19 protein-coding genes and 1 pseudogene are annotated in these 23,366 nt (G+C 61.5%); 15 read left to right on the forward strand and 5 right to left on the reverse strand.

Features of this window, described 5'->3' with window-relative positions; genetic code table 11:
* Positions 1-38: 38 nt before the first annotated feature.
* Entirely contained in the window at positions 39-686 is a 648-nt protein-coding gene (gene murI, locus CKA38_RS14840; protein ID WP_108826265.1) for a glutamate racemase, read from the reverse strand.
* 139 nt (positions 687-825) lie between these two features.
* On the opposite strand from murI, the gene CKA38_RS14845 reads away from it, so the two are divergent.
* Positions 826-1,878: a hypothetical protein gene (locus CKA38_RS14845; RefSeq protein ID WP_108826266.1), complete on the forward strand. Its 1,053-nt coding sequence runs from the start codon at positions 826-828 to the stop codon at positions 1,876-1,878.
* Between the two features lie 9 nt (positions 1,879-1,887).
* Here the strand turns inward: CKA38_RS14845 and CKA38_RS14850 are convergent, their stop codons facing one another.
* Complete coding sequence (locus tag CKA38_RS14850) at positions 1,888-3,063, reverse strand: AraC family transcriptional regulator (protein WP_108826267.1); 1,176 nt, start codon at positions 3,061-3,063, stop codon at positions 1,888-1,890.
* 108 nt (positions 3,064-3,171) lie between these two features.
* Here CKA38_RS14850 and CKA38_RS14855 point away from each other — a divergent pair, with 108 nt between their 5' ends.
* The 6 genes from CKA38_RS14855 (at position 3,172) to CKA38_RS14880 (ending at position 11,817) form a co-directional block, all read left to right on the forward strand.
* A complete protein-coding gene (locus CKA38_RS14855; RefSeq protein ID WP_108826268.1) occupies positions 3,172-5,373 on the forward strand; it encodes a hypothetical protein in 2,202 nt (733 codons plus the stop codon).
* Between the two features lie 199 nt (positions 5,374-5,572).
* Entirely contained in the window at positions 5,573-6,763 is a 1,191-nt protein-coding gene (dgoD, locus tag CKA38_RS14860; RefSeq protein ID WP_108826269.1) for a galactonate dehydratase, read from the forward strand.
* Between the two features lie 2 nt (positions 6,764-6,765).
* Positions 6,766-7,539: an SDR family NAD(P)-dependent oxidoreductase gene (locus CKA38_RS14865; RefSeq protein ID WP_108826270.1), complete on the forward strand. Its 774-nt coding sequence runs from the start codon at positions 6,766-6,768 to the stop codon at positions 7,537-7,539.
* Positions 7,536-8,819 (forward strand): MFS transporter, encoded by a 1,284-nt coding sequence (locus tag CKA38_RS14870; RefSeq protein ID WP_108826271.1) that lies wholly within the window; start codon positions 7,536-7,538, stop codon positions 8,817-8,819. Before CKA38_RS14865 ends, CKA38_RS14870 begins: the two co-directional genes overlap by 4 nt.
* A 31-nt stretch (positions 8,820-8,850) precedes the next feature.
* Complete coding sequence (locus CKA38_RS14875; RefSeq protein ID WP_108826272.1) at positions 8,851-10,140, forward strand: YdcF family protein; 1,290 nt, start codon at positions 8,851-8,853, stop codon at positions 10,138-10,140.
* Between the two features lie 129 nt (positions 10,141-10,269).
* Complete coding sequence (locus tag CKA38_RS14880; protein ID WP_161554948.1) at positions 10,270-11,817, forward strand: GH39 family glycosyl hydrolase; 1,548 nt, start codon at positions 10,270-10,272, stop codon at positions 11,815-11,817.
* 181 nt (positions 11,818-11,998) lie between these two features.
* Here the strand turns inward: CKA38_RS14880 and ffh are convergent, their stop codons facing one another.
* Positions 11,999-13,342, reverse strand: coding sequence for a signal recognition particle protein (ffh, locus tag CKA38_RS14885; RefSeq protein ID WP_108826274.1), 1,344 nt, complete (start codon positions 13,340-13,342; stop codon positions 11,999-12,001).
* A 148-nt stretch (positions 13,343-13,490) separates the two neighbouring features.
* Here ffh and CKA38_RS17015 point away from each other — a divergent pair.
* Positions 13,491-13,748 (forward strand): annotated as a pseudogene (locus CKA38_RS17015) (energy transducer TonB); the annotation flags it as partial.
* A gap of 251 nt (positions 13,749-13,999) precedes the next feature.
* Positions 14,000-14,845, forward strand: coding sequence for an energy transducer TonB (locus CKA38_RS15830; RefSeq protein ID WP_236919065.1), 846 nt, complete (start codon positions 14,000-14,002; stop codon positions 14,843-14,845).
* Positions 14,846-15,013: 168 nt separating this feature from the next.
* Here CKA38_RS15830 and CKA38_RS14900 read toward each other — a convergent pair whose 3' ends face one another.
* Positions 15,014-15,532, reverse strand: coding sequence for a peptidylprolyl isomerase (locus CKA38_RS14900; RefSeq protein ID WP_108826276.1), 519 nt, complete (start codon positions 15,530-15,532; stop codon positions 15,014-15,016).
* A 155-nt stretch (positions 15,533-15,687) separates the two neighbouring features.
* Here CKA38_RS14900 and CKA38_RS14905 point away from each other — a divergent pair, with 155 nt between their 5' ends.
* Positions 15,688-17,127 carry a PP2C family protein-serine/threonine phosphatase gene (locus CKA38_RS14905; RefSeq protein ID WP_108826277.1) on the forward strand — a complete coding sequence of 480 codons (1,440 nt, stop codon included), beginning with the start codon at positions 15,688-15,690 and terminating at the stop codon, positions 17,125-17,127.
* A 51-nt stretch (positions 17,128-17,178) separates the two neighbouring features.
* On the opposite strand, the gene lpxK is transcribed toward CKA38_RS14905, so the two are convergent.
* On the reverse strand, positions 17,179-18,372 hold the full coding sequence (lpxK, locus tag CKA38_RS14910) for a tetraacyldisaccharide 4'-kinase (RefSeq protein WP_108826278.1): 1,194 nt from the start codon (positions 18,370-18,372) through the stop codon (positions 17,179-17,181).
* A 113-nt stretch (positions 18,373-18,485) separates the two neighbouring features.
* Between lpxK and panD the strand changes: the two genes are divergently transcribed.
* The 5 genes from panD (at position 18,486) to CKA38_RS14935 (ending at position 23,363) form a co-directional block, all read left to right on the forward strand.
* The gene (gene panD / locus CKA38_RS14915) at positions 18,486-18,851 is read left to right on the forward strand and encodes an aspartate 1-decarboxylase (protein WP_108826279.1); all 366 of its coding nucleotides are present in this window, start codon (positions 18,486-18,488) and stop codon (positions 18,849-18,851) included.
* Positions 18,852-18,946: 95 nt separating this feature from the next.
* Entirely contained in the window at positions 18,947-20,035 is a 1,089-nt protein-coding gene (locus CKA38_RS14920; RefSeq protein WP_108826626.1) for a pyridoxal-phosphate-dependent aminotransferase family protein, read from the forward strand.
* A 117-nt stretch (positions 20,036-20,152) separates the two neighbouring features.
* On the forward strand, positions 20,153-20,560 hold the full coding sequence (locus CKA38_RS14925; protein ID WP_108826280.1) for an SMI1/KNR4 family protein: 408 nt from the start codon (positions 20,153-20,155) through the stop codon (positions 20,558-20,560).
* A gap of 32 nt (positions 20,561-20,592) precedes the next feature.
* Positions 20,593-22,695: an alpha-ketoacid dehydrogenase subunit alpha/beta gene (locus CKA38_RS14930; protein WP_108826281.1), complete on the forward strand. Its 2,103-nt coding sequence runs from the start codon at positions 20,593-20,595 to the stop codon at positions 22,693-22,695.
* A gap of 143 nt (positions 22,696-22,838) precedes the next feature.
* Complete coding sequence (locus CKA38_RS14935) at positions 22,839-23,363, forward strand: KdsC family phosphatase (protein WP_108826282.1); 525 nt, start codon at positions 22,839-22,841, stop codon at positions 23,361-23,363.
* Positions 23,364-23,366 lie beyond the last annotated feature (3 nt).

A 23,366-nucleotide genomic window follows, 5' to 3' on the forward strand; every position in this document is an offset into this window, starting at 1 on the left:
TGATTTCGCAGCGACGGAGCCCTCCTGCCGTTTTTTAGTCAATCAAGCGCCAGCAACGTTTTTACGCGACGGCCAATCGCCTCGGAAGGCTCGATCACACGCGCACGCCCGGCCGCAAGCTCGGTGATCAGTTCCTTGATCCAGTGATAATGCGTGCACCCAAGCACAATCACGTCGGCGCCCTGCTCGCACACACCCTCGATCGTTTTCTGAATGTGCGAGCGGTTCATCAGATTGTTTTCGATCAGGCTCGCCCACTCACCGCAATCCGGCTCGATGATGCGCAACCCGGCCCCGTAATCGCGCACGAGCCGTTTGTAACGCGCGCTGGCCAGCGTCGCCGACGTTGCGCAAACCGCGACGATTTTGCCGCGCGTCAACGTGGCCGCCGTTTTCACCATTGGTTCGATACCGATAAATTTTTGCGCGGGATATTTTTCGCGAAGCGCGTCGATTGCGAGCGCGGTGGCGGTGTTGCACGCAAGAATGATCACATCGCATTTGCTCGCGAGCAGCGACTGGATCGCCGCGTCCGTCAGGCATAGCACGGTTTCGGGTGATTTGCCGCCGTAGGGCACATTGGCGCGGTCGTTGACAACGAGAACCTCCGCCCCGGGAAAAGTTTTTCGCAATGCGTCGGCCACTGCTTCGCCGCCGATGCCGCTGTCAAATACGCCTAGTTTCATGCTCGAAGACAGGATGGACAGGATCGGTAGGATTCAATCCGAAAAAACAGGCGCGCCCCTGCATGCGTCCCGAAAAAACGCGTTGGCATTAACATTTGCTACGCACCACCGTTTATTCCATGAATTGTAACTACCCTCGATGAGCACCTTCTGTTACCTGATGCTGACACTTGCGGTCACAATGATCGCCACGCCTTTTTTGCGCGCCTCCGCGACAAATCAAAACAAGGAAGAGTTTGCGAAGCGAATGAAGGAAAGCAGCGGTCCCCAAACCTTTGCCGAAATCGAGGAGCTTTTCGCCGAGCTTCCGCCGTTCTTCCACAATTACAGCGAAAAAACGAAAGAGCAGTCCGAGGTTTCATTCGATCCCAAAGGCTACTTGAAACTCGCCGTCGCACTGCAAAAACAAGGAGAGGACCATGCTGTGTCCGTTTTGCGCAAACTCGCCAAGCGGTCCGATGGCAGCAAAGTCGTCGCGCTCTGCCGCATGCTTTTTGTCGCCCGCAAGGACGGCGCATTCCGCGCGCCCATGTGGGGCGCGCCCAACAGCCTGCCGCGCCCCGATGGCAAGAAATGGCCGCTCGAACCCATCGCAATCATAAATGACATTCCGTTTCTTGTTACAATGGGTTACGACATTGCCGGAAACCCAGAATCGGTGAGCGACTATTTGGAATACTGCATCGCCGAATGCGAATGGAACAAACGGAATTATCTCGCGCTTCAAATTTATAAGATGAGGAGAAACGCCCCCACTGTTGACATGGAAATCAAGGCCGCATGCACCAAGCTCCTCATACTAAACGTCCCCCAGGAAAAATGGGGCGAAAAGGAATGGGCTCGACGTTGGGCGCCGTTCATGCGGGCCCAAACTAAAAACTGGAATCGTTCCCTCAAAATAAAACCAGCGGATTTCCGCGCGCGCAAAAACACACTCCGATACCTGCTGGATGACCGGTTCGATTTGTCATCCGTGCCGAAAGAACGCGAAGACGATTTTTACGAGATAATCGAAGCTTTCATTCAAGGCCGGCATCACCGGCGAGATGAGTTCATTTATAAAATTCAGTTTACTTCACCGGATGCAGCCGAACTTCAGTTTTCCGATAGTGGCATGCACGGCGGTGGCGTGGCCTCCACCAGAAAGGAAAACGGCAAATGGGTCATTGGGCTAACCCTTTATTTGCAATAAAGCCATCCCTCACCCCTTCCCCTGCCGTCTGTAGTGCTCGCGGTATTCGCGCGGGGATTTGCCGGTGCGGGCGGCGAACATGCGCATGAATGACGACAGCGACGAGTAACCGCTGCCTCGCGACACGGCTTCCAGCGGCATCTCCGTTTGCCGCAGCAACCGTCTCGCGTTTTGCAGGCGCAACTCGACAAAAAAATCGTGCACGGTTTGCCCGAGGTCGGCGTTAAACGCGCGCTCGAGCGTGCGTCGCGACATGCCCACGGCTTCCGCAACCTCGTCGGTGCCGATCAATCTGTGGCTTTCCGCGCGGATGAAATCGACCGCCTTCAACACCGCGGGGCGCGCGGGAGGGAGGCGGTCCGTCGAGGCGCGGCTGACCACTTCCAGCGGCGCGACGCGCTGCCAGCGTTGCTCGGGAGATTCGCCGGATAGCAGGCGTTCGAGCGTTTCCGCCGCGGCGCGTCCGATTCGGCGCGTCGGCAGGGCCACGCTGGTGAGGCGAGGCAGGGTCAGTTCGCAAATCAATTCGTCGTCGCCGATTCCAATCACGCCGACTTCGTCCGGCACGCGGATTCCCGCCCAGCGGCACGCGGCGAGCACGCGCTCGCCCATCTTGTCGTCAAAGGCGAGCACGCCCACGGGTTTTGGCAGCGAGCGCAGCCAGCGCATCAGTTTTTCAATGTCCATCTGGCCGTCGCGCCGCTGGTCCTCAAATGTGTGCCCGGCCGGGCCCGAGAGTTCCATGAGGTGTTTCGCGCGCGCGGTCGACGGGCTGCTGCCCGCAAGTCCGCAGTATCCAAAAAATTCGAATCCCACCGCGCGGAGATGCTCGACCGCCACGCGCACGAGCGCCTCGTCGTCCACAAACACGGCCGCGTCGTCCAGCGGCAGGTGGCGCGCGCTTGTCTCCACGCAAACCACGTTCTTGTTTTTCACCGCCTCCTGCAACTCGCGCGAGCGGTCGTAAAAGATCGCGCCGTCCAGCGAAATGCCCGCGAGTTTCGCGATCTCGTCCGCGTTGTCCTGCCGGATCAGGTAGAGGCGCCAGTTTCGCTCGAGCGCGTATTGGTAGCAACCGAGCAGGCGTTCGCGCCCCGGGCCGTCGCGGGTGTCGATGCACACGGCGACATGCAGCGGATCGCCGGGCTTGCGGCGTGCGCAGGGCTTGTTGCGGTTGCGAGGCATGCGTCGAGAAGAAGCGTTCCGCCAGTGCCGGTCAATGTCGCAAAATAGAAACGGGTTGCCGCAAATGGCTGTTTGCCGGCGGTGCGGGCGCCGGCAGTATTTCGCGGCATGATTCACGCCCGCTTTCTTGCAACCCGAATCGCCGCTCCCGGACTCGCGCTGTTGTTTTTAGCGCAGGGAATCTTTGCGCAATCCCCCGAGCACGCGCGCACCGTGGCCGGCTGGGAACGCTGGCCCGCCGCCGGAGTGAAAACGCTTTCGTCCGAGGCCGCGCCCAACGAATCCGGCTGGCTCGAACTGACCGCCCCGCGCGACGCAAAACGCGCCGGCATTTCCGTGAGACCGGAGGCGGGCGCGGGCTCGTGGGACCTGGAGGCGTTTGCTGAAATCGCCGTGCCGTTCCGCAACCTCGGGACGGAGCCGGTTGATGTTGAACTCGCGGTGTTCGACGCCGCCTCGGCCACCGGGCCGGTCAAAATTCACCACAGGCACTATCGCGCCCCGGCGACGCTGCCCGTGGGCGGCCAGGTCGTGTGGGTAACGGTGCCGATCACCGGCAAAAACAAATCGCCGCTCGACGGCAAACTGATCTCGCTCGTTGGCAAGCCGCGGGAGTTCGCCCGCCACGGGGTCATGGACGGCGCAAGCATCGCGCGCATCGAAATCCATGCAAAAAACGCGCGCGCCGGGCAACGCTTCGCCATCGGCAAAGTTGTCGCGCGCGGCGTGCCCGAGCAGTGGCGCGACTGGCCGGAAAGCCGCGTGTTTCCGCTTGTGGATGAATTCGGGCAATACGCGCACCGCGCGTGGCCTGGCAAAATAAAATCGGAGCGCGATTTCGCCGCGCGCCTGAACGCCGAGGACGCCGACATCGCCGAGCATCCACGCCCCGCAAAATGGAACCGTTACGGCGGCTGGGCGGCAGGGCCGCAACAACGCGCGACCGGATTTTTCCGCGTCGAAAAAATCGACGGCCAGTGGTGGCTCGTCGATCCGGAGGGGCGGCTTTTCTGGTCGCACGGCGTGGTGCGCGTCGCCACGCTTCAGCGCGTCGGCGGCGTTTATCGCGGCACGCCGCTTCCCGACCGCGAGCATTTCTTCACGCTGCCGCCAAAAGATTCCGCGTCGCCGCTCGCGCGGTTTTACGGCGACGAGTCGCCCTCGACGCGCGGCTATTATTTGGGAAAAGGCAGGCACGCCGTTTATGATTTTCTTGAGGCCAATCTTTTCCGCAAACACGGCGCGGACTGGGAGGCGGCGCACAAGGCGCGCGCGCTGCGGCGCCTCGAAAGCTGGGGATTGAACACCATCGCCAACTCCTCCGATCCCGACATTTACCTGCGCCGCAAATTTCCCTACACGGCGATTCTCTACTCCGCGCCGATGGGCGCTTCGGAGTTTCGCATCGAGGCGTCCGGCGGAAGCTGGGGCAAGCTGCCCGATCCGTTCGACCCCGCGTGGGAGCGGCACATGGAGCGCACCATGCGCACCGAGTTGAGGGAGTCGCTCAACGACCCGTGGTGCCTCGGTTTCTTCGTGGACAACGAGCTGCGCTGGGGCAACTCGTGGCATGCCGCCGAGGTCACGCTCGCCTCGCCGGCCTCGCAACCCGCCAAGCGCGCGCTCGTTTCCGTGCTGCGAAAAAAATACCGCGACATCGCCGCGCTGAACACCGCGTGGGCGACCGCGCACGAAAGCTGGGACGCGCTTCTCGCCGCAACCGCGCCGCCCGACAAAAAACACCCCGCCGCCAAGGCCGACCTCGAAATGCTGAGCGAGCACATCGTCGAAAAATATTTCGCCGGCTGCCGCGCGGCGGTCAAGGCCGCGTCGCCGAATCACCTGTATCTCGGTGCGCGCTTCGCGGGCAGCGGCAGCGCGTTTGTCACGCGCGTGGCCGCGCGCCACTGCGACGTGATCAGCATCAACATCTACGCGTCGAGCCTCGCCACGCTTCCCGCCATCCTCGATACCGCGAAGGGCATGCCCGTGCTGATCGGCGAGTTTCACTTCGGCGCGCTTGATCGCGGGCCGTTTTGCGCCGCCCTCGTGCGCGTGGCCGACCAGGACGCCCGCGCGCTCGCCTACCGCGAATACGTGCGCAGCGGCCTGCGCAACCCGGCGATCATCGGCACGCATTGGTTTCAATATTACGACCAGCCGACGACCGGACGTTTCGACGGCGAGAATTACCAAACCGGCCTGCTCGACATTTGCGACACGCCCTACGCCGAAACCATCGAGGCCGTGCGCGACGTCGCCGCCACGCTCTACGAAACGCGGTTTGGCGCAAAACCGACCAACCAATGATCTCCGAAAAACACAGCGACGCATCTTTGGAGTGCGGTGGCATAGCGAAGCGGCGACACCGCTTTGAGCGATATTCGAATTTTCTTCGCATTCAAAAGCGTCGTCGTCGGGCTGCGCCCTTTGCCGCCGCACTCCAAAGATGCGCAATCCCGCAGCGTTAAGCACAAGAACCGCTTTTTTATTCCATTTCTCCATCACCATGAAAGTCACCGCAATCGAAACACACATCTGCCACGCGTGGCGCACGAACTGGGTTTTTGTGCGCGTGCTCACCGACGACGGCATCCACGGCGTCGGCGAGGCCACGCTCGAATACCGCGAGCAAACCGTCGCGCAAGCGTGCAAGGAGCTTGAGCGCTATCTCGTCGGGCGCGATCCGTTCGACATCGAGGCATTCTGGCACGACACCTACCGCGACGTTTACTGGCGCGGCGGACCGGTGCTGATGAGCGCGCTCTCCGCCGTCGAAATGGCGCTCTGGGACATCAAGGGCAAAGCGCTCGACGTGCCCGTGTGGCAGTTGCTCGGCGGACGCGTGCGCGACCGCGTGCCGTGCTACGCGAACGGCTGGTTCGCGCCGGCGGTGCGCCCGGACGAGTTTGCGGAAAAAGCGCGCGTCGCCGTCGCGCAGGGTTTCCGCGGACTGAAATGGGACCCGTTCGGCTCGGCCTACATGAACATCGGCAAGCGCGAACTCAACGACGCGATGGCGTGCGTGCAGGCCGTTGTCGAGGCGGTCGGCCCAGACGTGGATATTTTGATCGAGGGGCACGGACGTTTCAACGTGCCCACGGCGATCCGCATCGCGCAACGGCTGGAGGAGTTTGACATCACCTGGTTCGAGGAGCCGGTGCCGCCGGACAACCTCGACGCGCTCGCCGAGGTGAAGCAGCGCGTGCGCGTGCCCATCGCCGCCGGCGAACGCCTTTACAGCCGCTGGGATTTTCGCGCGCTCCTGCAACGCGGCGCCGCCGACTACGTGCAGCCCGACGTGAGCCATGCGGGCGGAATCGGCGAGCTGCGCAAAATCGCCGCGATGGCCGAGACGTATAACATCGCGATCTGCCCGCACAACCCGTCCGGCCCGGTCGCCAACGCCGCCACGCTGCAACTCGCCGCGTGCACGACCAACTTTTTCCTGCTCGAAACCATGTCGAACGACGTGCCGCACCGCCGCGAAATCAGCACCGAGCAGGCGCGTTTCGAGGCGGGCGCGCTGCTCATCCCCGACGGCCCCGGCCTCGGCATCGACCTGCGCATTGATGAAATCGCGAAGCATCCCTACGAGCCGCGCAACCTGCGGCACTATACCGGCGCGCTCACGCAAATCCGCCCGCCCGACGCCGTCTCCTACTTCAATCCCGAAACGTCAAACACTCCGAAAAAATAACAATGAACTTCCAAGGAAAACACGTGCTCGTCACGGGCGCGGCCGCCAACTCCGGCTTCGCCATCGCGCGCCGCTTCGCCGCCGCGGGCGCGCAAGTCGCGATCAACGACATCGACCCCGACGCCACCGTGCGCGCCGCCGCCGAAATCAGCGAAGCCACCGGAGCGGACGTGCTCGCGCTGCCCGCCGACCTCACTAAACGCGAGGGCATCGCGGGCATGTTCCAGCAAGTGCGCGACAAGTGGGGCCGCCTCGACATCCTCGTGAACAACGCCGTGCAGCACGCCATCGGCCACTCGTTCGCGGACATGCCGTTCGAGGTGATGGAAAACGTCGTCCGCGTGAACCTCATGGGCACGTTTTTGTGCGGCCAGGAAGCCGCGCGGCTCATGATCGCGCAAGGCGGCGGGGCGATTATAAACCTCGGCTCCAACACTGCGCAGCGCGCCATCCGCAACCGCAGCATTTATTGCGCGACAAAGGGCGCGATCGAGGCGCTCACCCGCGCGATGGCGCTCGAACTCGGCGGGCACAACATCCGCGTCAACACCGTCGTGCCCGGCTACATTCGCACCAACCGCTGGGACCACATCACGCCCGAAACCGCCGCGCAGCGACGCGCCATCGTGCCCATCGGCTGGGAATCGACGGGCGACGACATCGCCGACTCGGTGCTCTTTCTCGCCTCGGAACAGGCGCGCCGCATCACCGGCTCCCGGCTGGTTGTTGACGGCGGCTGCTCGGTCCAACTCGTCCCGCAAGCACTCGAAACATGAAACCTCAAAAACCACTCCGTCCGGGCTACAAATGGGAGCTGCTCGCGCTGCTCTGCCTGGCGTTTTTCTTCCACCAGGGCGACCGCGCGATCTTCGGCGTGGTGTTGCCGCAAATCCGCGCCGAGCTGCTGCTCACCGGTTCGCAGGAGGGCCTGGTCGGCTCGGTGCTCTTCTTCACGCTCGCCATCCTGATGCCCTTCGCGGGTTTTGTCGGCGACCGTTTTTCCAAGACGCGCGTCATCACCGGCTGCTTGATATTCTGGAGCACCGCCACGCTCTTCACCGGCTTCGCCGGCGGCGTGGTCGCGCTCGTGGCGTTGCGCAGCGTGGCGACCGCGGGCGGCGAGGCCTTTTACGCGCCCTCGGCGTATTCTCTGCTCGCCAAGTTTCACCGCTCGACGCGCAGCATCGCCATGTCCGTCCACCAAACCGCGCTCTACATCGGCGTGATGACCAGCGGCTTCCTCGGAGGCTGGATTGCAGACTGCTGGGGCTGGCGCTCCGCGTTCTACGTGTTCGGCGGCTGCGGCATTTTGCTCGGCTTTGTGTTCATCTTCCGCCTGCGCGACACAAATGACGAGAAGTCGCTCGAGCCCCCGCCCGCGGACGCGCCGCCCGCCCCCGCCCCCGCAGCGGAGCCGACGCTATTCCAGTCGTTCGCCATGATCTTTCGCACGCCGACGGCGCTGCTGCTCACGGTCGCGTTCACCGCCATCGTTTGCGTGAACAACGCCTACGTCGTCTGGGCCCCCTCGTTTCTCCAGGACAAGTTCAACCTCTCGCTCACGCTGGCGGGCGGCTACGCGATGTTCTTCCACCACTTCGGCGCCATGGCCGGCGTGCTCGCCGGCGGCGCGTTTTCGGACTACCGCGCGCGCACCCGCCCGACCGCGCGCCTGGAGTTGCAAACCGTCGCGATGGCGCTCGGCGCGCCGGCGATTTTCTGGATGGCCATGGCGCCGGGCCTCGTCTCCGTGTGTGTTGCCATGACCGCCTTCGGCCTCTTCCGCGGCCTCTACGAATGCAACACCCACGCCTCGCTCTTCGACGTGATTCCGCCGCGCTTCCGCGCCACCGCCGTGTCGATGATGACCATGATGGCGTTTCTCGTCGGCTCGCTCTCGCCGCTGCTGCTCGGACGCATGAAGGACATTTACACCGACGGCTCCGGGCTCACGCGCGGGTTCGCCGTGCTCGCCTCGCTTTACCTCGTCGGCGCCATCGCCGTGGGTTTCGCCCGCGCGCGCACATTCCGCCGCGACCGCGTCGGTCTGGTTTGATTTTTCCCAAAACCGGACAACAATTCCGCTCATGAAATTCCCCCGCGCCGCCGCACGCCTCCTTGTTATTCCGGCCCTGCTCTGCGTCCTCGCGACGTCCGCGTTTTCCGCGCTGCCGAAAACCGGGCGGGCCGGACCCGTCACGTGGAGCAATCCGCTTCTCGAAAAGACGTTCCCGCTGCTCGCCGTCCTCGAAAGCGATCCCGCCGTCGGCGCCGCGCTCGCCGCGCATCCCGAACTCGCCGCGCTTGCGCAAGCCAAGTTCCGCGCGATCCCGGCCTCCGCCGCGGCGAGCAAGGACACGACAACCCTCGACGCCCTCACCGCGCAAATCGACCCGCTCCTCTGGTCCGACGCCGAGATTCAGCAAGTCGCCGGAATCCTCCGCGGCCTCCTCGACGACAGTCCCGCGCTCCGCGCCGCCGTCCGCGACAACCTTCGCCCGAGCGGTCTTTTTGCGCTCCACGAAAAACTCCCCGACGCCGATTTCCTCGCGCGCGCCTGGGGTGACGCCGCCGGCATGGTCAACCTCGTCATCAAAACCTACGCGCTCGGCGTTCCGCCCCGCTACGCAAAAATCGATGCGCTCGCCTACGATCCCGCCTCCGCCTACCACGTCAAAACGACCCGCGAACTACTCGTGCTCGTGCGCGACGACCCCGAGGCCGCGCGGCTCTTCATCCAACCCTCGCTCCGTTTCGCGGTCATGCTCCTGCAAGCGCACCAGCGCGATTATGCCGGACGTTTCGAGCCGTTGCACGCGGGTGAAAACCAGGCCGCATTTGCCCGCGCCGCGAAGATTGACTGGACGCATTACAAGCACACCGCCCTGCTCGTGCTCGGCCACGGCGCGCACATCTCCGGCGTGCCCCTCAGCCCGACGGGTCGCGCCTCGCTCGACGCCGCCATCCGCCGCTTCCGCGAAGGCGACTCCGCGTTTCTGGTGCTGACCGGCGGCTACGTCTGGCCCTCCGGCACCAATTATTGCGAGGCGGTTGAAATGAAGCGCGTCGTTGTCCGCGACTTCGGCGTGCCGGAAGAGTGCGTCATCATCGACCCGCACGCCCGCCACACCACCACCAATTACCGCAACACCGCGCGCCTGTTCATCCGCCTCGGCGCGCCCCTGGACAAAACCATCCGCGTGCTCACCACCGACACGCACGTGAACTACATCGTCAGCCCGCGCTTCCAAAGAAACGCCAAAAAGGAGCTCGGCTATTCGCCGTTCACGCTCGTCTCCCAAGCCGGCCCGCTCGAACTCATAGGCAAGCTCTCCCCGCTCTCCACCCAAGTCGGCACCGACCCGCTCGACCCGTAGGCGCGCGCCTTGCGAGCGCCCTCGTGTTCGCCCGCTTTGTGATTTCTCGCGCAATCGGTCTTTCGCATGCCAGGGCGCACGCCAGGTGCGCCCCTACGATTTTCCCGTAGATTTTTTAAACCCAATAACATGAAACCAAAATCCCTCACCTCACTCCTCCGCATTGTCGCACCCGCCCTCCTCGCCACGGCCCTGTGCCTCCCCGCGACGGCACAAACCGTCCATCCGAAGGCGGCGCCCGTGCAGCTCAAACGGATCGGCAAAGTCACCCCGCGCGCATCGGTCGAAGGCGTCAGCCCGCGCATCGGCATTGGCTTCGAAAAACTCGACCGCAATGTTTTCGATCCGGAAAAAGCCTACGACAAAGTCGGCGCGCTCGGCGTCAAGTGGGTGCGCATCCAGTCCGGCTGGCAGCGCACCGAAAAAGTTCGCGGCCAGTATGATTTCGCGTGGCTCGACAGCGTGGTGGACAACCTCATCAAGCGCGGCATGACGCCATGGATCAACCTCTGCTACGGCAACGAACTCTACACGCCCGAGGCGAAAAAATACTACGGCGCCGTCGGCGTGCCGCCCGTGAAAACCGAGGAGGAAAGACGCGCGTGGGCCGCTTACGTCACGGCCGTCGTCAAGCATTTCAAGGGACGCGTCCAACTCTACGAAATCTGGAACGAACCCAACGCGCTCAACTGTTGGAAAACCGGCGTGAACCCGGCTGAATACGGCGAGTTTGTGATCGCCACATCGAAGGCGATCCGCGCCGTCGATCCCTCCGCGCAAATCGCTGGCGGCGTCACCTCCGGCTCGCTCAAGCACCTCGGCTACATGGCCGCCGCGCTCGAAACCGGCATGGCCGCGCACCTCGATATTTTCTCGTATCACTATTACGCGATCACGGAGCTCGGATACAAAAACCGATACGACGCCATGCGCACGCTCGTGCGCGCCCACAACCCCAACATCAAAATGGTGCAAGGCGAGTCCGGCACGCAATCGCGCCCCGACGGACGCGGCGCGTTGCGCTACCGCGCGTGGACCCCGCAAAACCAGGCCAAGCTGCTGCTGCGGCACCTCGTCACCGACATTTCATTCGATGTCGATTTCACCTCGTATTTCACGACCGTCGACATGATCGAGGCGCTCGACGGCAAAGTCGGCGAAAAAGCCTCGTATCTTGACTACGGCTATTTCGGCGTGCTCGGCGCGGACTTCGACGAGGACGGCCGCTCCACCGGCGAATACACGCCCAAACCCTCCTACTACGCGCTGCAAAACCTCTGCTCCGTTTTCACCGACGACGTCACCACGGGAAACATTGCGCTGCAAATCGTCCCCGGCGAAGGCGCATACGGAAAAGAAGTCGGCTTCGACGATCATCCCCTGCAATATCTCGCATTGGAAAAGTCCAACGGCGCTCGCGGCTTCCTCTACTGGAACGCGACCGACCTACTCACGACGAGCTTCGAAAGCGCGACCACGATGATCTTCACCGGTCTTCCGAAACCCGTGCGCCTGGTGGACCTGATCACCGGCGACGTCTATGAAGTGCCCGACGAAATGCTCGTGCGCTCGCGCTACAAGGGCAATTCCTGGACCCTGAAAAACATCCGCATAACCGACTACCCGCTCCTGCTGACCTTCGGTGATTTTGTGAAATTCGAGCCGACCAAAAAATAACCAATTGGAGCTTTTCTGGTTTATCCTGTCACATTTTGAGGCAGGGCGAACCGTCTCGGTGAGCCGAGAATACTACGGCTCAGCCGGAGGCTTCGCCCTACCAAAAGGCGTTCTCTCGCGGCAAGTTAAACCAAAACATATCTAAGGGGCGTCGCTTGCGCCGCCTCTGCAAAAAACAACATCAAAAACGCGGCATGCCGCCCTTGGCCTGCATGGCTTGCATCTGGCGCATCATTTTGCGGCCTCCGCCACCTTTCAGCATCTTCATCATTTTTTGCATTTGCTGAAATTGTTTCATGAGCTGGTTGACCTCTATGATTTTCACGCCCGCGCCGTTCGCGATGCGCAGGCGGCGGCTGCCGTTCAGGAGCTCGGGCTTGCGGCGCTCCTGCGGTGTCATCGAGAGAATGATCGCCTCGGTGCGCGCCATTTGTTTCTCGGCGTCGCCGTCTAGTTTGACGCCGTTCATGCCCGGAAGCATGCCCATGATGCTTTCCATCGAGCCCATTTTTTTGATCTGGCGCATCTGCCCGAGAAAATCCTCCAGGTTGAAGTCGGCCTTGCGGAGTTTCTCCGCCATCTTTTCCGCCTCCTTCTGGTCGATATTTTCCTGCGCGCGCTCGACGAGCGAAACCACGTCGCCCATGCCGAGGATGCGCGAGGCAAGGCGGTCGGGATAAAATATCTCAAAGTTTTCCGTCTTCTCACCGGTGCCGACAAACTTGATCGGCACGCCCGTGATCGACTTGATCGAGAGCGCCGCGCCGCCACGCGCGTCGCCGTCGAGTTTTGTGAGGATGAGGCCGGTGAGTTGCAACGCGTCGTTGAACGCCTTTGCCACGTTGACCGCCTCCTGGCCGAGCGCGCCGTCGGCGACGAGAAACACCTCGTCGGGTTGCACGCGGGCGCGAAGTTTTTTCACCTCGTCGATCAGCGTCTCGTCAATTTGCAGGCGTCCGGCGGTGTCGAAAATAATCGCGTCGCACGTCGCCTCGCGAGCCGCCTCAAGCGCGGCCGCGCCAATGGCGGGAACGTCCTTCGAGTTGCGATCCGCGTAAAACGCGACCTCCTCCGCCTTCGCCAGAATCTCCAGTTGGTCGATGGCCGCCGGGCGGTAAATATCGCACGCCACAACCATCGGACGATAGCCGCGTTTTTTAAGCAGCTTCGCAAGTTTCGCGCTAGATGTCGTTTTGCCCGAGCCGTGCAAACCGACCATGAGCACCCTCAGCGGACGCGCCGCGGAAAGCTCGGTCGCGCCCTCTCCGAGCAAGCGCACCAATTCGTCGTTGATAATCTTGACGATTTGCTGGCCTGGCGAGACGCCCTTGAGCACTTCCCGCCCGACGCATTGCTGCTGCACGCGCTCCACGAATTCGCGCGCGACCTTGAAGTGCACGTCGGCGCCGAGCAGGGCCGCGCGCACTTCCTTGAGCGCCTCGGCCATGTTTTCCTCGGATAGTTTGCCAACCCCGCGGAGATTGCGGAGCGCCTGCGAAAGTTTGTCTGTGAGCGATTCGAACATGTGAAAAGCGCACAAATGAACTCACGTGCAAACAAATGGCCAGATTTGTTTGAGGCAAATTGCGCGCGCGCAAATGGGTTGACCATCGCGTCCGATTCGCGGGAGGGTTTGTGACATGCGTTACCGACCCCTCGCCTGTGCGATTGCAATGATTTTGTTTTCAACGGCCGCCCGCGCGCAAACTCCGCCCCCCGCCGGCGCGCCGAGCGGGGATCCTCTTGTGAAAAGCTGGACGCCGCCGGTGTATCCGCCGGAGTTGGAAAAACAGAATGTGGAGGGGCGCGTGGAATTGCGTTTTGTGGTGAGCGAGACGGGCGAGGTCGGCAAACTGCGCGTCGCCAAATCGTCGGACAAACGCTTCAACGAAGCCGCGCTCGAATCAGTCGGGAAATGGGTGTTTGCGCCGGGCCTCGACGAAGGGAAGCCGATTCCGATGGGAATGGGCGTGCGTTTGTTTTTCAAACTGTCGGAAATAGGAACGGCAGGCCTGCTGCCCCCGAGCGAATCAACGCCCTACCCCTTGAAGAAGACACCGCCAAAGATTGTTTCACAGCCGGTGGAAACGACCTTTCCGGCGTGGCTGGAATCGCGCATCACAAAAGGCACAGTCTTCGCCGACCTAATGATCGACGCCGGGGGAATGTATCAAGGGTGCGGGTGCTCGACTCGACGCATCCCGATTTTGTGCGGCGCTCGGAGGCGAAGTTCAAGGAGTGGAAGTTCGAGCCCGCGAAACAGGGCGACCTGGCGCTGCCGGGAAAGACGCGGGCGTCACTGGAATTCTCGGCGTGGGGCGAGCGGCAGAAAAATGAAACCGACACCGACGTTTTTACCATGGCGCCGCCCGAAGGCGTTTCGATTGACAGCTATTGCGAAAAAGAACCGGAGCGGGTGATTATGGTGGACCCGGTTTTTCCATACGAGCTCGCAACAACGGGGAAATCGGGCGAGGCCGTGGTGCGATTCACCGTCAGCGACACCAATAAAATCCGCGACATCGAGGTGCTTTCGGCAAGCGATCCGGAATGCGGACGCTCGCTTGTGGCGGCGCTTGAGGGAAGTTATATCAAGGCGGGCACCAAAACGCTAAAACCCGCGTCGTTGCGAATGACGTGGAGGCACGTTTTCAAGCAGCCGCCCGCGGAGCCGGTCATAAACGCCAACGGCGAGATCGCGGAGTCGAGCGAGATGCGCATGATTCGCCACCTGGCAAACGGAAACGAAGTGCTGGGCGCGCGAGGGCTCGACGGAAGGCCGCGCCCTGTGTGGCGCGCCGCTCCCGTTCCCCCGCGGGCATTCGCCGGCAAAGAGGTAAAAGGCGAGACCACAATCGAGTTCATCATTGATCGCGAAGGGCGCGCATGCCTGCCGCGCATAGTGCAGGCGTCGCACCCCGAGTTTGGCTGGGCGGCGGTGACCGCACTCAACCAGTGGGTGTTTGACCCGCTGACTCGCGGCGGACAGCCAACCGAGGCGCGCGTGCGCGTGCCGTTCTCGTTTTAGGCATTCCTCCCTCAAGGAAACGACATCGCCGTTTTTCAAACACAACCGGTCGCTGTAATTGATTTTTGAATACAAAAAACGACCGCGGTTGATTGCGGGCGTTTTTTTGGCTTGGTTTTTGGAGCAGCGTGGCCGCCGCAAACAGAAAACGAAATGCGAATGCGCCGATCACGCGGCGGGCACGATTTCGACACTCGTGAGTCCGATGCGGTCGATGGGCGTGCTGCGCTCGCCGGTGGGCTGCGTCGGAACGGTGGCGATGCGCTCGAGCACATCGTCGCCGGCGATGAGTTCGCCAAAGGCGGTGTATTGCTTGTCGAGGAAACGCGCGTCACCGTGGCAGATGAAGAACTGGCTGCCTGCGGAGTCGGGATGCTGCGAGCGGGCCATCGAGATGACACCGCGCACGTGCGGCTTGGCGTTAAACTCGGCCTTGATCTGGTAGCCGGGGCCGCCCGTGCCGGGCAGTCCGCTTTCGCCGTCCTTGGTATTGGGGCAGCCGCCCTGGATCATAAAGCCCTTGATGATGCGGTGAAACGCGGTGCCGTTGTAAAAACCCTCGCGCGCGAGTTTCTTGAAATTCTCCACGGTCTTGGGCGCGACGTCGGGCCAAAACTTGATGGTCATGTCGCCGTAGGAGGTTTTCAGGATCGCGTGTTCTTCGGGTGCTGTGTTGGTGGTGCTCATGTGTAAAAGGCCGAGAGACTGAAGGACAGAAGGGCTGAAAGGGAAGCAGAAACGGACGGTCAAAATTGATGGAGGTTTGAAAATAAAAATGAACACCGGCTGGAGATTTTGTTGAATGCGGGGCGCGCAGGTTGTTTCCTAGGAGCCATCCCGAAATGTATTTGTTTTTAACAGGCCTGCTCGTCGGTGCGTTCGCAGCATTTTTGTTTTATTGCCGCGCGCGCCGCGGCGCCGCGCCCGCCGAGGACGACCGGCAGGTGGTTTCGCAGGAAACGCAAATCGTGGTGGATTTCATGCACCACATGGCGGAGGCGATGGCGGACAATCCCCGCCGCGAGGCGCTCTATCAGCGCATCGTGCACGCGTCGATTTTGTGCACGGGCGCGCTCAGCGCGTGCATATTTGAAAAGACCGCGGGCAACATGATGCGCGGCGTGGCGGTGGAGGGGCTATTCCCGCCGCACAAGCCGCTGCCGGACTCGGGCCGGGCGGGAATCATTTCGCGGGCGAAGTTCATCGAGCAGGTTTTGAAGTCGGAAACATTTCCCGTCGGCGATGGCGTGGTGGGAAACGTGGCGCAGACCGGCAAGGGGGAGTTGATTCCCGATGCGAAGGCCGACCCGCGCGTGGTCCGGCATTACGACCCGGCGCTTGAGGTGCGCTCGATCATCGCCGTGCCGGTGACATTTGGAAAACGGTTTTTCGGCGTGCTCGCAGTGACCAACCCGGCGGGCAGCCATCCGTTCACGCAAACGGATTTTTCACTGGTGCAATCGCTCGCCGAGCAGGCGGCGATCGCGTTGCACACGGTCGATTTCATCAACTTCCAACTGGAGAAAAAGCAGCTCGACATGGATCTCTCGCTCGCGAGCAACATCCAGCAAATGCTGCTGCCGCACGGGGTGCCGCAGATCGATGGGTTCGACATCGACACGCGTTACTCGCCCGCGCAAAAAGTGGGCGGCGATTTTTACGACTTGTTTGTGCTGTCCGAAACGAAGCTCGGCGTGGCGGTGGGCGATGTTTCGGGCAAGGGCGTCGCGGCATCGCTGCTGATGGCGATTTGCCGCACCAACCTGCGCCAGATCGCGCCGCGGTTCGAGTCGCCCGCGCGCGTGCTCGTGGAGCTCAACCACGTGCTGTCCGAGGACATCCAGCAGGGGCTCTACATCACGATGGTGTTTGCGATCATCGACACGGAATACAACGAGGTTACGTTTGCGCGCGCGGGGCACGAGCTGCCGTTTTTCGCGCGCGAGGATCGCGCGGACAAACACTTCAAGGGCGAGTTTATCGGCTCCGAGGGAATGCCCATCGGCATGGTGGAGGAGATGATTTTCGCCGAGATCATAAAGGACCGGCACGAACCGCTGATGCGCGGCGAGTCGCTCGTGCTCTACACCGACGGGATCACGGAAATGCCAAACGAGGACGGGAAGGAATTTTCCGGCGCGCGGCTCATGGATGCCGTCCGCGCATCGCGCAAGGGCAGCGCGAAGGAAATCAACGACCACGTGCTCGAAAGCGTGTCGCGCTTTGCCGGCCCGGAAAAACAGCGCGACGATTACACGCTAGTAACGATCAAGCGCGTTTGAGCCGCGCACATGGCGTCCCGTGCCAGCAGCGAACCCGCGGCGCAAAACAAATCACGGCAACGCCGCGGCGCCCGGAAAGCAGATGCGCTCCACGGCCTCGTTGAAGTCGGCCGCGCCTTGAAGAATCTCGATCTCGAGCCGCAGGTAATAGATCGGCACGGGGCACGGCATGCCGGGATCGATGCGCACGGCGTCCTTCTCGGTGGTCACGATAAACTCCACTTTTTTCTCGATCGCCTCTTTGAAGATCGATTCGAAATCCGATTTCTTAAACCGGTAATGGTCGAGAAACCGGCGCGTAAAAACAATCGATCCGCCGAGATCGCGAACAAACTTCTCGAAACTCTCCGGCACCGCGATTCCCGAAAACGTGCCCACTCGCTTGCCTTTCAGAAAATCAAGCGGCTGCTTCTCATCGGCTCCGGCGCCGAAGCGTTGCAAATATTGCGGGCGGTGCGCGCACTCGATAATGTCGGCGTGCGGATTGTGTTTTTTGATAAGCTCCTCCAGCTCCAGGTCGCGCTGGCCGTTGGACTTCGTGAGGAAAACGTAGCTCGCGCGCTTGATGTGCTTGATCGGCTCGCGCAGGATTCCGCGCGGCAGCAGGTTGCCATTGCCGAACGGGTTGGTCTTGTCAACGAGCAGCAGGTTGAGCCGCCCCTTGAGCGGCAGGTATTGGAAACCGTCGTCGAGCACGAGCGTGTCGCAGCCGAATTTCTTGATCGCATACATGCCGGCCTTCACGCGGTTTTTGTCCACAAGCACGAGCACGCCCGGCAGGTTTCGCGCGAGCATGTAAGGCTCGTCGCCCGCGTGCTCCGAGTCGAGCAGCACGGTCTTGCCGTCGCTCACGATGCGCGGCGGCGGCTCCGCGGCGTGCGTGATCCAGTTGATCCACTTGCGCCAGAACGGGGGCGACTTGCTCTTGTAGCCGCGGCTGAGGATGGCGACCTTGCGCCCGCGATCGCGAAGCGCCGCGGCGAATTTTTCCACCACCGGCGTCTTGCCCGTGCCGCCCACCGTGAGGTTTCCCACCACGACGACGAGGCACCCGAGCGGCTGATCATGAAAAATGCGCCTCCGGTAAAGCCAGTAGCGCGCCTGCACAATCCCGCTGAACATAAACGACAGCACCTGCAAAAATCCCGCGAACAATGTCGCCGCCGTCCCCTCCGCGCGCCCGAAGATCACATCGATGGCGAAAGCTTCGAAGCTGCGGATTTTTCTTTGAAACCAGGAGGACATTTGCGATGCGGGCTTTTACAAAAGGCGTGGATCGTTGCGGTTGGGATTGAGTATTGACGATGAGGGCGGTGTGGCGTTCGTTGACAGACTTCTATCACGAAGTTGATCCAACCATGCAACTCAATCTCGTAAAATCCAAAATTCATCGTGCCGAAGTCACCGACATGAGCCTCAACTACGAGGGCAGCCTCGCCATCGACATCGAGCTCATGGAAATGGTGGGCCTGCGCCATTACGAAAAAATCCTCGTGAGCAACCTCGCCAACGGCGAACGCTTCGAAACCTACGCCATCGCCGCCCCCGCCGGCTCGCGCGTCTTCAGCCTCAACGGCGCGACCGCCCACCTCGGCAAGCGCGGCGACCTCATCACCATCATGAGCTTCGCCAACGTTGACGAAAAGGAGGCCGAGGGTTGGAAACCGCAAGTGCTCCTCCTCTCCGAGGCGAACAAGAAAATCGTGAAACTCTCTCACAAGTGACGCGCGGCGGCCTGAAAAACGCCAAGATTCAACCTAACGCACACCCGTGCAAAAAAAGTCCAATCAATCGAAAATCGAAAATCGAAATTTTCCTCATGAGCTACAAACTCTTCATTCCCGGCCCGATCGCCGTCTCTGAAAAAACGCTCCGCGCCATGGCCCAGCCCATGATCGGACACCGCAGCGCCGACTTCGTCGCGCTCTTCAACGCCGTCCAGCCCGAACTCCAGACGCTGATGTATACGAAGGACCCCGTTTACATCAGCACCAGCAGCTCGTGGGGCTGCATGGAAGGCGCGATTCGCAATGTCGTCAAAAAGAAGGTGCTCAACTGCATGAACGGCGCCTTTTCCGACAAATGGTTCGACGTCTCGAAACGCTGCGGCAAGGACGCAGGCGCGCTCAAAGTCGAGTGGGGCCAGCCCATCGAACCCGACGCGCTCCGCGCGGAACTCGCCACCGGCCAATACGACGCCGTCACCCTCATCCACAACGAAACCTCCTGCGGCTGCATGAGCGACCTGCCCGCGCTCATGGCCGTGCTGCGCGACTTCCCCGACGTCATCTCGATCGTCGACACCGTCAGCTCCTGCAGCGTCGTTCCGATCAAAAAGGACGAACTCGGCATCGACGTGCTCATCACCGGCTCGCAAAAAGCGCTCGCGCTCCCTCCCGGCCTCTCGCTCATGTCGGTCTCCAAGCGCGCGCTCGAACGCGCCGCCACCGTCGAAAGCCGCGGCTACTATTTCGACTTCCTTGAATTCCAAGCCAACTGGGAAAAAGGCATGACGCCCAGCACGCCCGTCATCCCTCTCATCTACGCGCTCAAGTCGAAACTCGACGACATCAAGGCCGAGGGACTCGACGCCCGCCACGCCCGCCACGCGCAGCTCAACAAAATGGTGCGCGACTGGGGCTTTGCGAAAGGCTTCAAACTCTTCCCGAAGGAAGGCTACGGCTCGCTCTCGCTGAACTGCTTTGCCAACACGCTCAACTACGACATCGCCGCCCTGAACAAAATCCTCAAGGCCGAGCACAACCTCGTGATCGACGGCGGCTATGGAAAGCTGAAAGGCAAAACCTTCCGCATCTCGAACATGGGTGACGAAACCGTGGAAACGATCACCTCGCTCATCGCCTCCCTCGACGCCGCGCTTGCGAAAACGCCGAAGCTCGCGGCGTAAGCGCCAGCTTTCGAACACTCACGTAGGGGCGTCGCTTGCGACGCCCTTTTTTACTTTCCATACCTCCGCAATGCTTTACACCCCAAGCGCCGCACTCAACACCACGCCATAACCAAAATGACACCCGATCAGAAACACTGTATTAAAGAGGCGCATTTAGCATTGCCAGAAGGGTTTGGAGCCAAACCCGCAAGTGAGAGCGCACTTTGCGCATTTGAGAAAAAATTCGGGCCGATACCCGCTGATTATCGTTGGTATCTCGCAGAGTGCGGCGGCGGTGTTGTTCGTTCCGAGACATTGGACGATATCAAAGAGCTGACGAAGAGCCACAGAAAGTTCGAACGAGAAGCCGCAATGGACGGAGGATGGAAGAAGCGAGATGGTTTTCTTATCGGCTGGGACGGCAGCGGAAATCCCATAAGCATGGATACTGCGACCGGACAGATCATGGTTGAAGACCATGATTTTGGTGGTGTTCACGTTTTAGCCGCATCGTTCGCTGACTTTTGTTTGGGAACAAAGTGAAAACATAATCCGCGTAACGCTCACATTTTTCCATGGCATCCACGACCAACTTTCCCGCACCGCCCGCCATCCTCAATGAGCGCGATCTCCGCGCAGCCGATTTCAGCGCGCCCGGTGCCGCCCCTTCAGCCCTTCAGCCCTTCAGCCCTTCAGCCCTTTCCTCCCCCGCCCTTCTTCGCATTTACGCGTGGATGCAACTCGCGCGCCTCACGGACAACCGCATCCTTGACCTCTTCCGCCAGGGTTTGATCAAGGGCACCGTCACCGGAGGACAGGGACACGAAGGGCTCGTCGTGCCCCTTGCGCTGCTCGCCGACAAAACAACCGATGTCATTTCCTTCACGCATCGCGGACTCGGCGGACATCTCATTTGGAGCCAGCATCTCTGCACGCACCTCAACCAGTATTTTGCAAACTCCGAAAGCCCCACGCAGGCCCGCGAGGGAAACGTCCATCGCGGCGACCCGGCGAATCGCTCGCTCCCGATGGTCAGCCATCTCGGCGCGATGGCGTCCAATGTCACCGGTTGCACCGACGCGCAACGCCGCGCGGGGAAAAATGCCGTTGGCATCGCCATTTTCGGCGAGGGCGCGTCATCCACCGGCGACATTCACGAGACGCTCAACCTCGCCTCGCTGCTCAACATCCCCGTTCTTTTTGTCATCGAAAACAACCGCTACGCCTACTCGACACCCTACGAGGAGGAATGCGCGCCCGGCGCGGCCCTCTGGCAGCGCGCCGCTGGCTATGGCATCGAGGGCTTCGCGCTCGACGGCACAAATCCCGAACTCGCCGCCGCCACGCTTGCCGCCGCGCTCGAAAAAGTCCGCGCCACTTCGCGCCCCATGCTCGTTGAAGCCAGTGTCGTCCGCCTCCGCGGGCACGCCGCTTACGACACTTGCGATTATTATCCGCCCGGCGAGTCCGAGCGCATCGCCGCCGCCGATCCACTCCCGAAATTCCGCGCCCGCCTTGCAGGCGCGGGCCACGCCGCGCAACTCGACGCAATCGACGCCGAGCTCTCCGCCTATCTCGAAACCTGTGTCAAAATTTCGCTCACCGTGCCGCGTCCCGCCTCCGATGCCGCACCGATGCAACGCGACATTTTTGCCCCCGCCGCCGAACCGATGCCGTGGAAACCCGCCATCGAGCTTGCCGACAACTCACCCTTGACGATGGCGCAGGCCATCAACGCCGCTCTTCGCAAAATCCTCACCGAACGTCCCGAGTCGCTCATACTAGGCCAGGACATCGGAACCTACGGCGGCCCGTTCAAAGTCACCGAGCATCTGTTGCGCGATTTCGGACGCCCCCGCGTCATGAACGTCCCGCTCGCCGAGAGCGCCTGCACCGGTTTCACAATCGGCCTCGCGCTCGGCGGACGCCGTCCAATCGAGGAGTTCCAGTTCGCCGATTTTTCCACGGAGGCAGTCACCCAAATCACACAAAACGCCGCCACCTACCGCTTCCGCTCCGGCGCGCAAGTGCCGCTCGTTTTGCGATTCCCCTGCGGCGGCGGAATCACCCTGGGCTCCTTTCATTCGCAGGAACTCGAATCGCTGTTCACCGCATTCCCCGGCCTCAAGGCGCTCTACCCGAGCAATCCGCAGGATGCGTTCAACGCCATCCTCGCCGCCTACGAGGACAACAACCCCGTTCTCGTTTTCGAGCACAAGGGCCTCTACCGACGCGGCAAGTCGCCCATCACGTGGGACTCGAATTACCGAGACATCTGGCAACCCGCGCATCTGCGCGCGGGCGACTTCGCCACTTTTGTTTCCTACGGCGAAATGACTCACATTGCAGCCGAGACCTGCGATTATTTCACCGCTGAATACGAGCGCAACCTCGACCTCTTCGACCTGCGCTGCCTCGCTCCGCTGAACCTCGATTCCATCCGAGAGTCACTCTCTCGCACGCACCGCCTGATCGTGTTGCACGAAGGCCGGCGCTCGCACGGTTTCGGCGCCGAGCTCGTGGCGCAGCTCACCGAGGAACTTTTCTTTTCGCTCGAAGCCCCGCCGCTGCGCATCGCATCGCTCGACATGCCGGTGCCCTTCGCCCCCGAACTCGAACACGTCTTCCGCCCCACAAAGGACAGCGTGATCGAAAAAATCACCGCATGGATGGGTTGAGTCGATTTTGGATTTTTGGATTTCGCAAATGCCGTGTTTTCCAAAAAACATACAACGCACATTCAGCACTCCCATCCGTCCCATCTGCCTCATAAAAAATCTCATCGAAAAATCGCCGCGCGCAAACAACATCCTCTTTTCCCATGCCTACAAAAAAATCCAAAAAAACAAAATCCCAAATCAGCGCCGCGCAGTGGCGTAAAATTCGGCTCTTCGCCATGGATGTCGACGGCATCCTCACCGATGGCTCGCTCATCGTCTCAAGCGACGGCACCGAGTCGAAAACCTTCAGCATCCTCGACGGTGCCGGCCTCATTTACCTCGGCTGGGCCGGCATCACCACCGCATGGCTCTCGGGCCGCAAATCCGGCGCGACAACCGTCCGAGCCAAGGACCTGAAAATCCCGTATGTCGTCCAGGGCCAGGACGACAAACTCGCCGAACTTAAAAAACTCGCCGCCAAGCTCAAGCTCACCGCCGACCAGATTGTTTACATGGGCGATGACGCCATCGACGCGCCCGCGATAAAATGGGCCGGCATCGGCATCAGCGTCTCCAACGCCCAGCCCCCCGCGCTCGCCGCGGCGGACATCATCACCAAAAAAGCCGCGGGCGCGGGCGCCGTCCGGGAAATCTGCAACTGCATCCTCGCCGCCCACGGGAAATAGTTT

The sequence above is a fragment of the Ereboglobus luteus genome, assembly GCF_003096195.1.
Taxonomy (GTDB): domain Bacteria; phylum Verrucomicrobiota; class Verrucomicrobiia; order Opitutales; family Opitutaceae; genus Ereboglobus; species Ereboglobus luteus.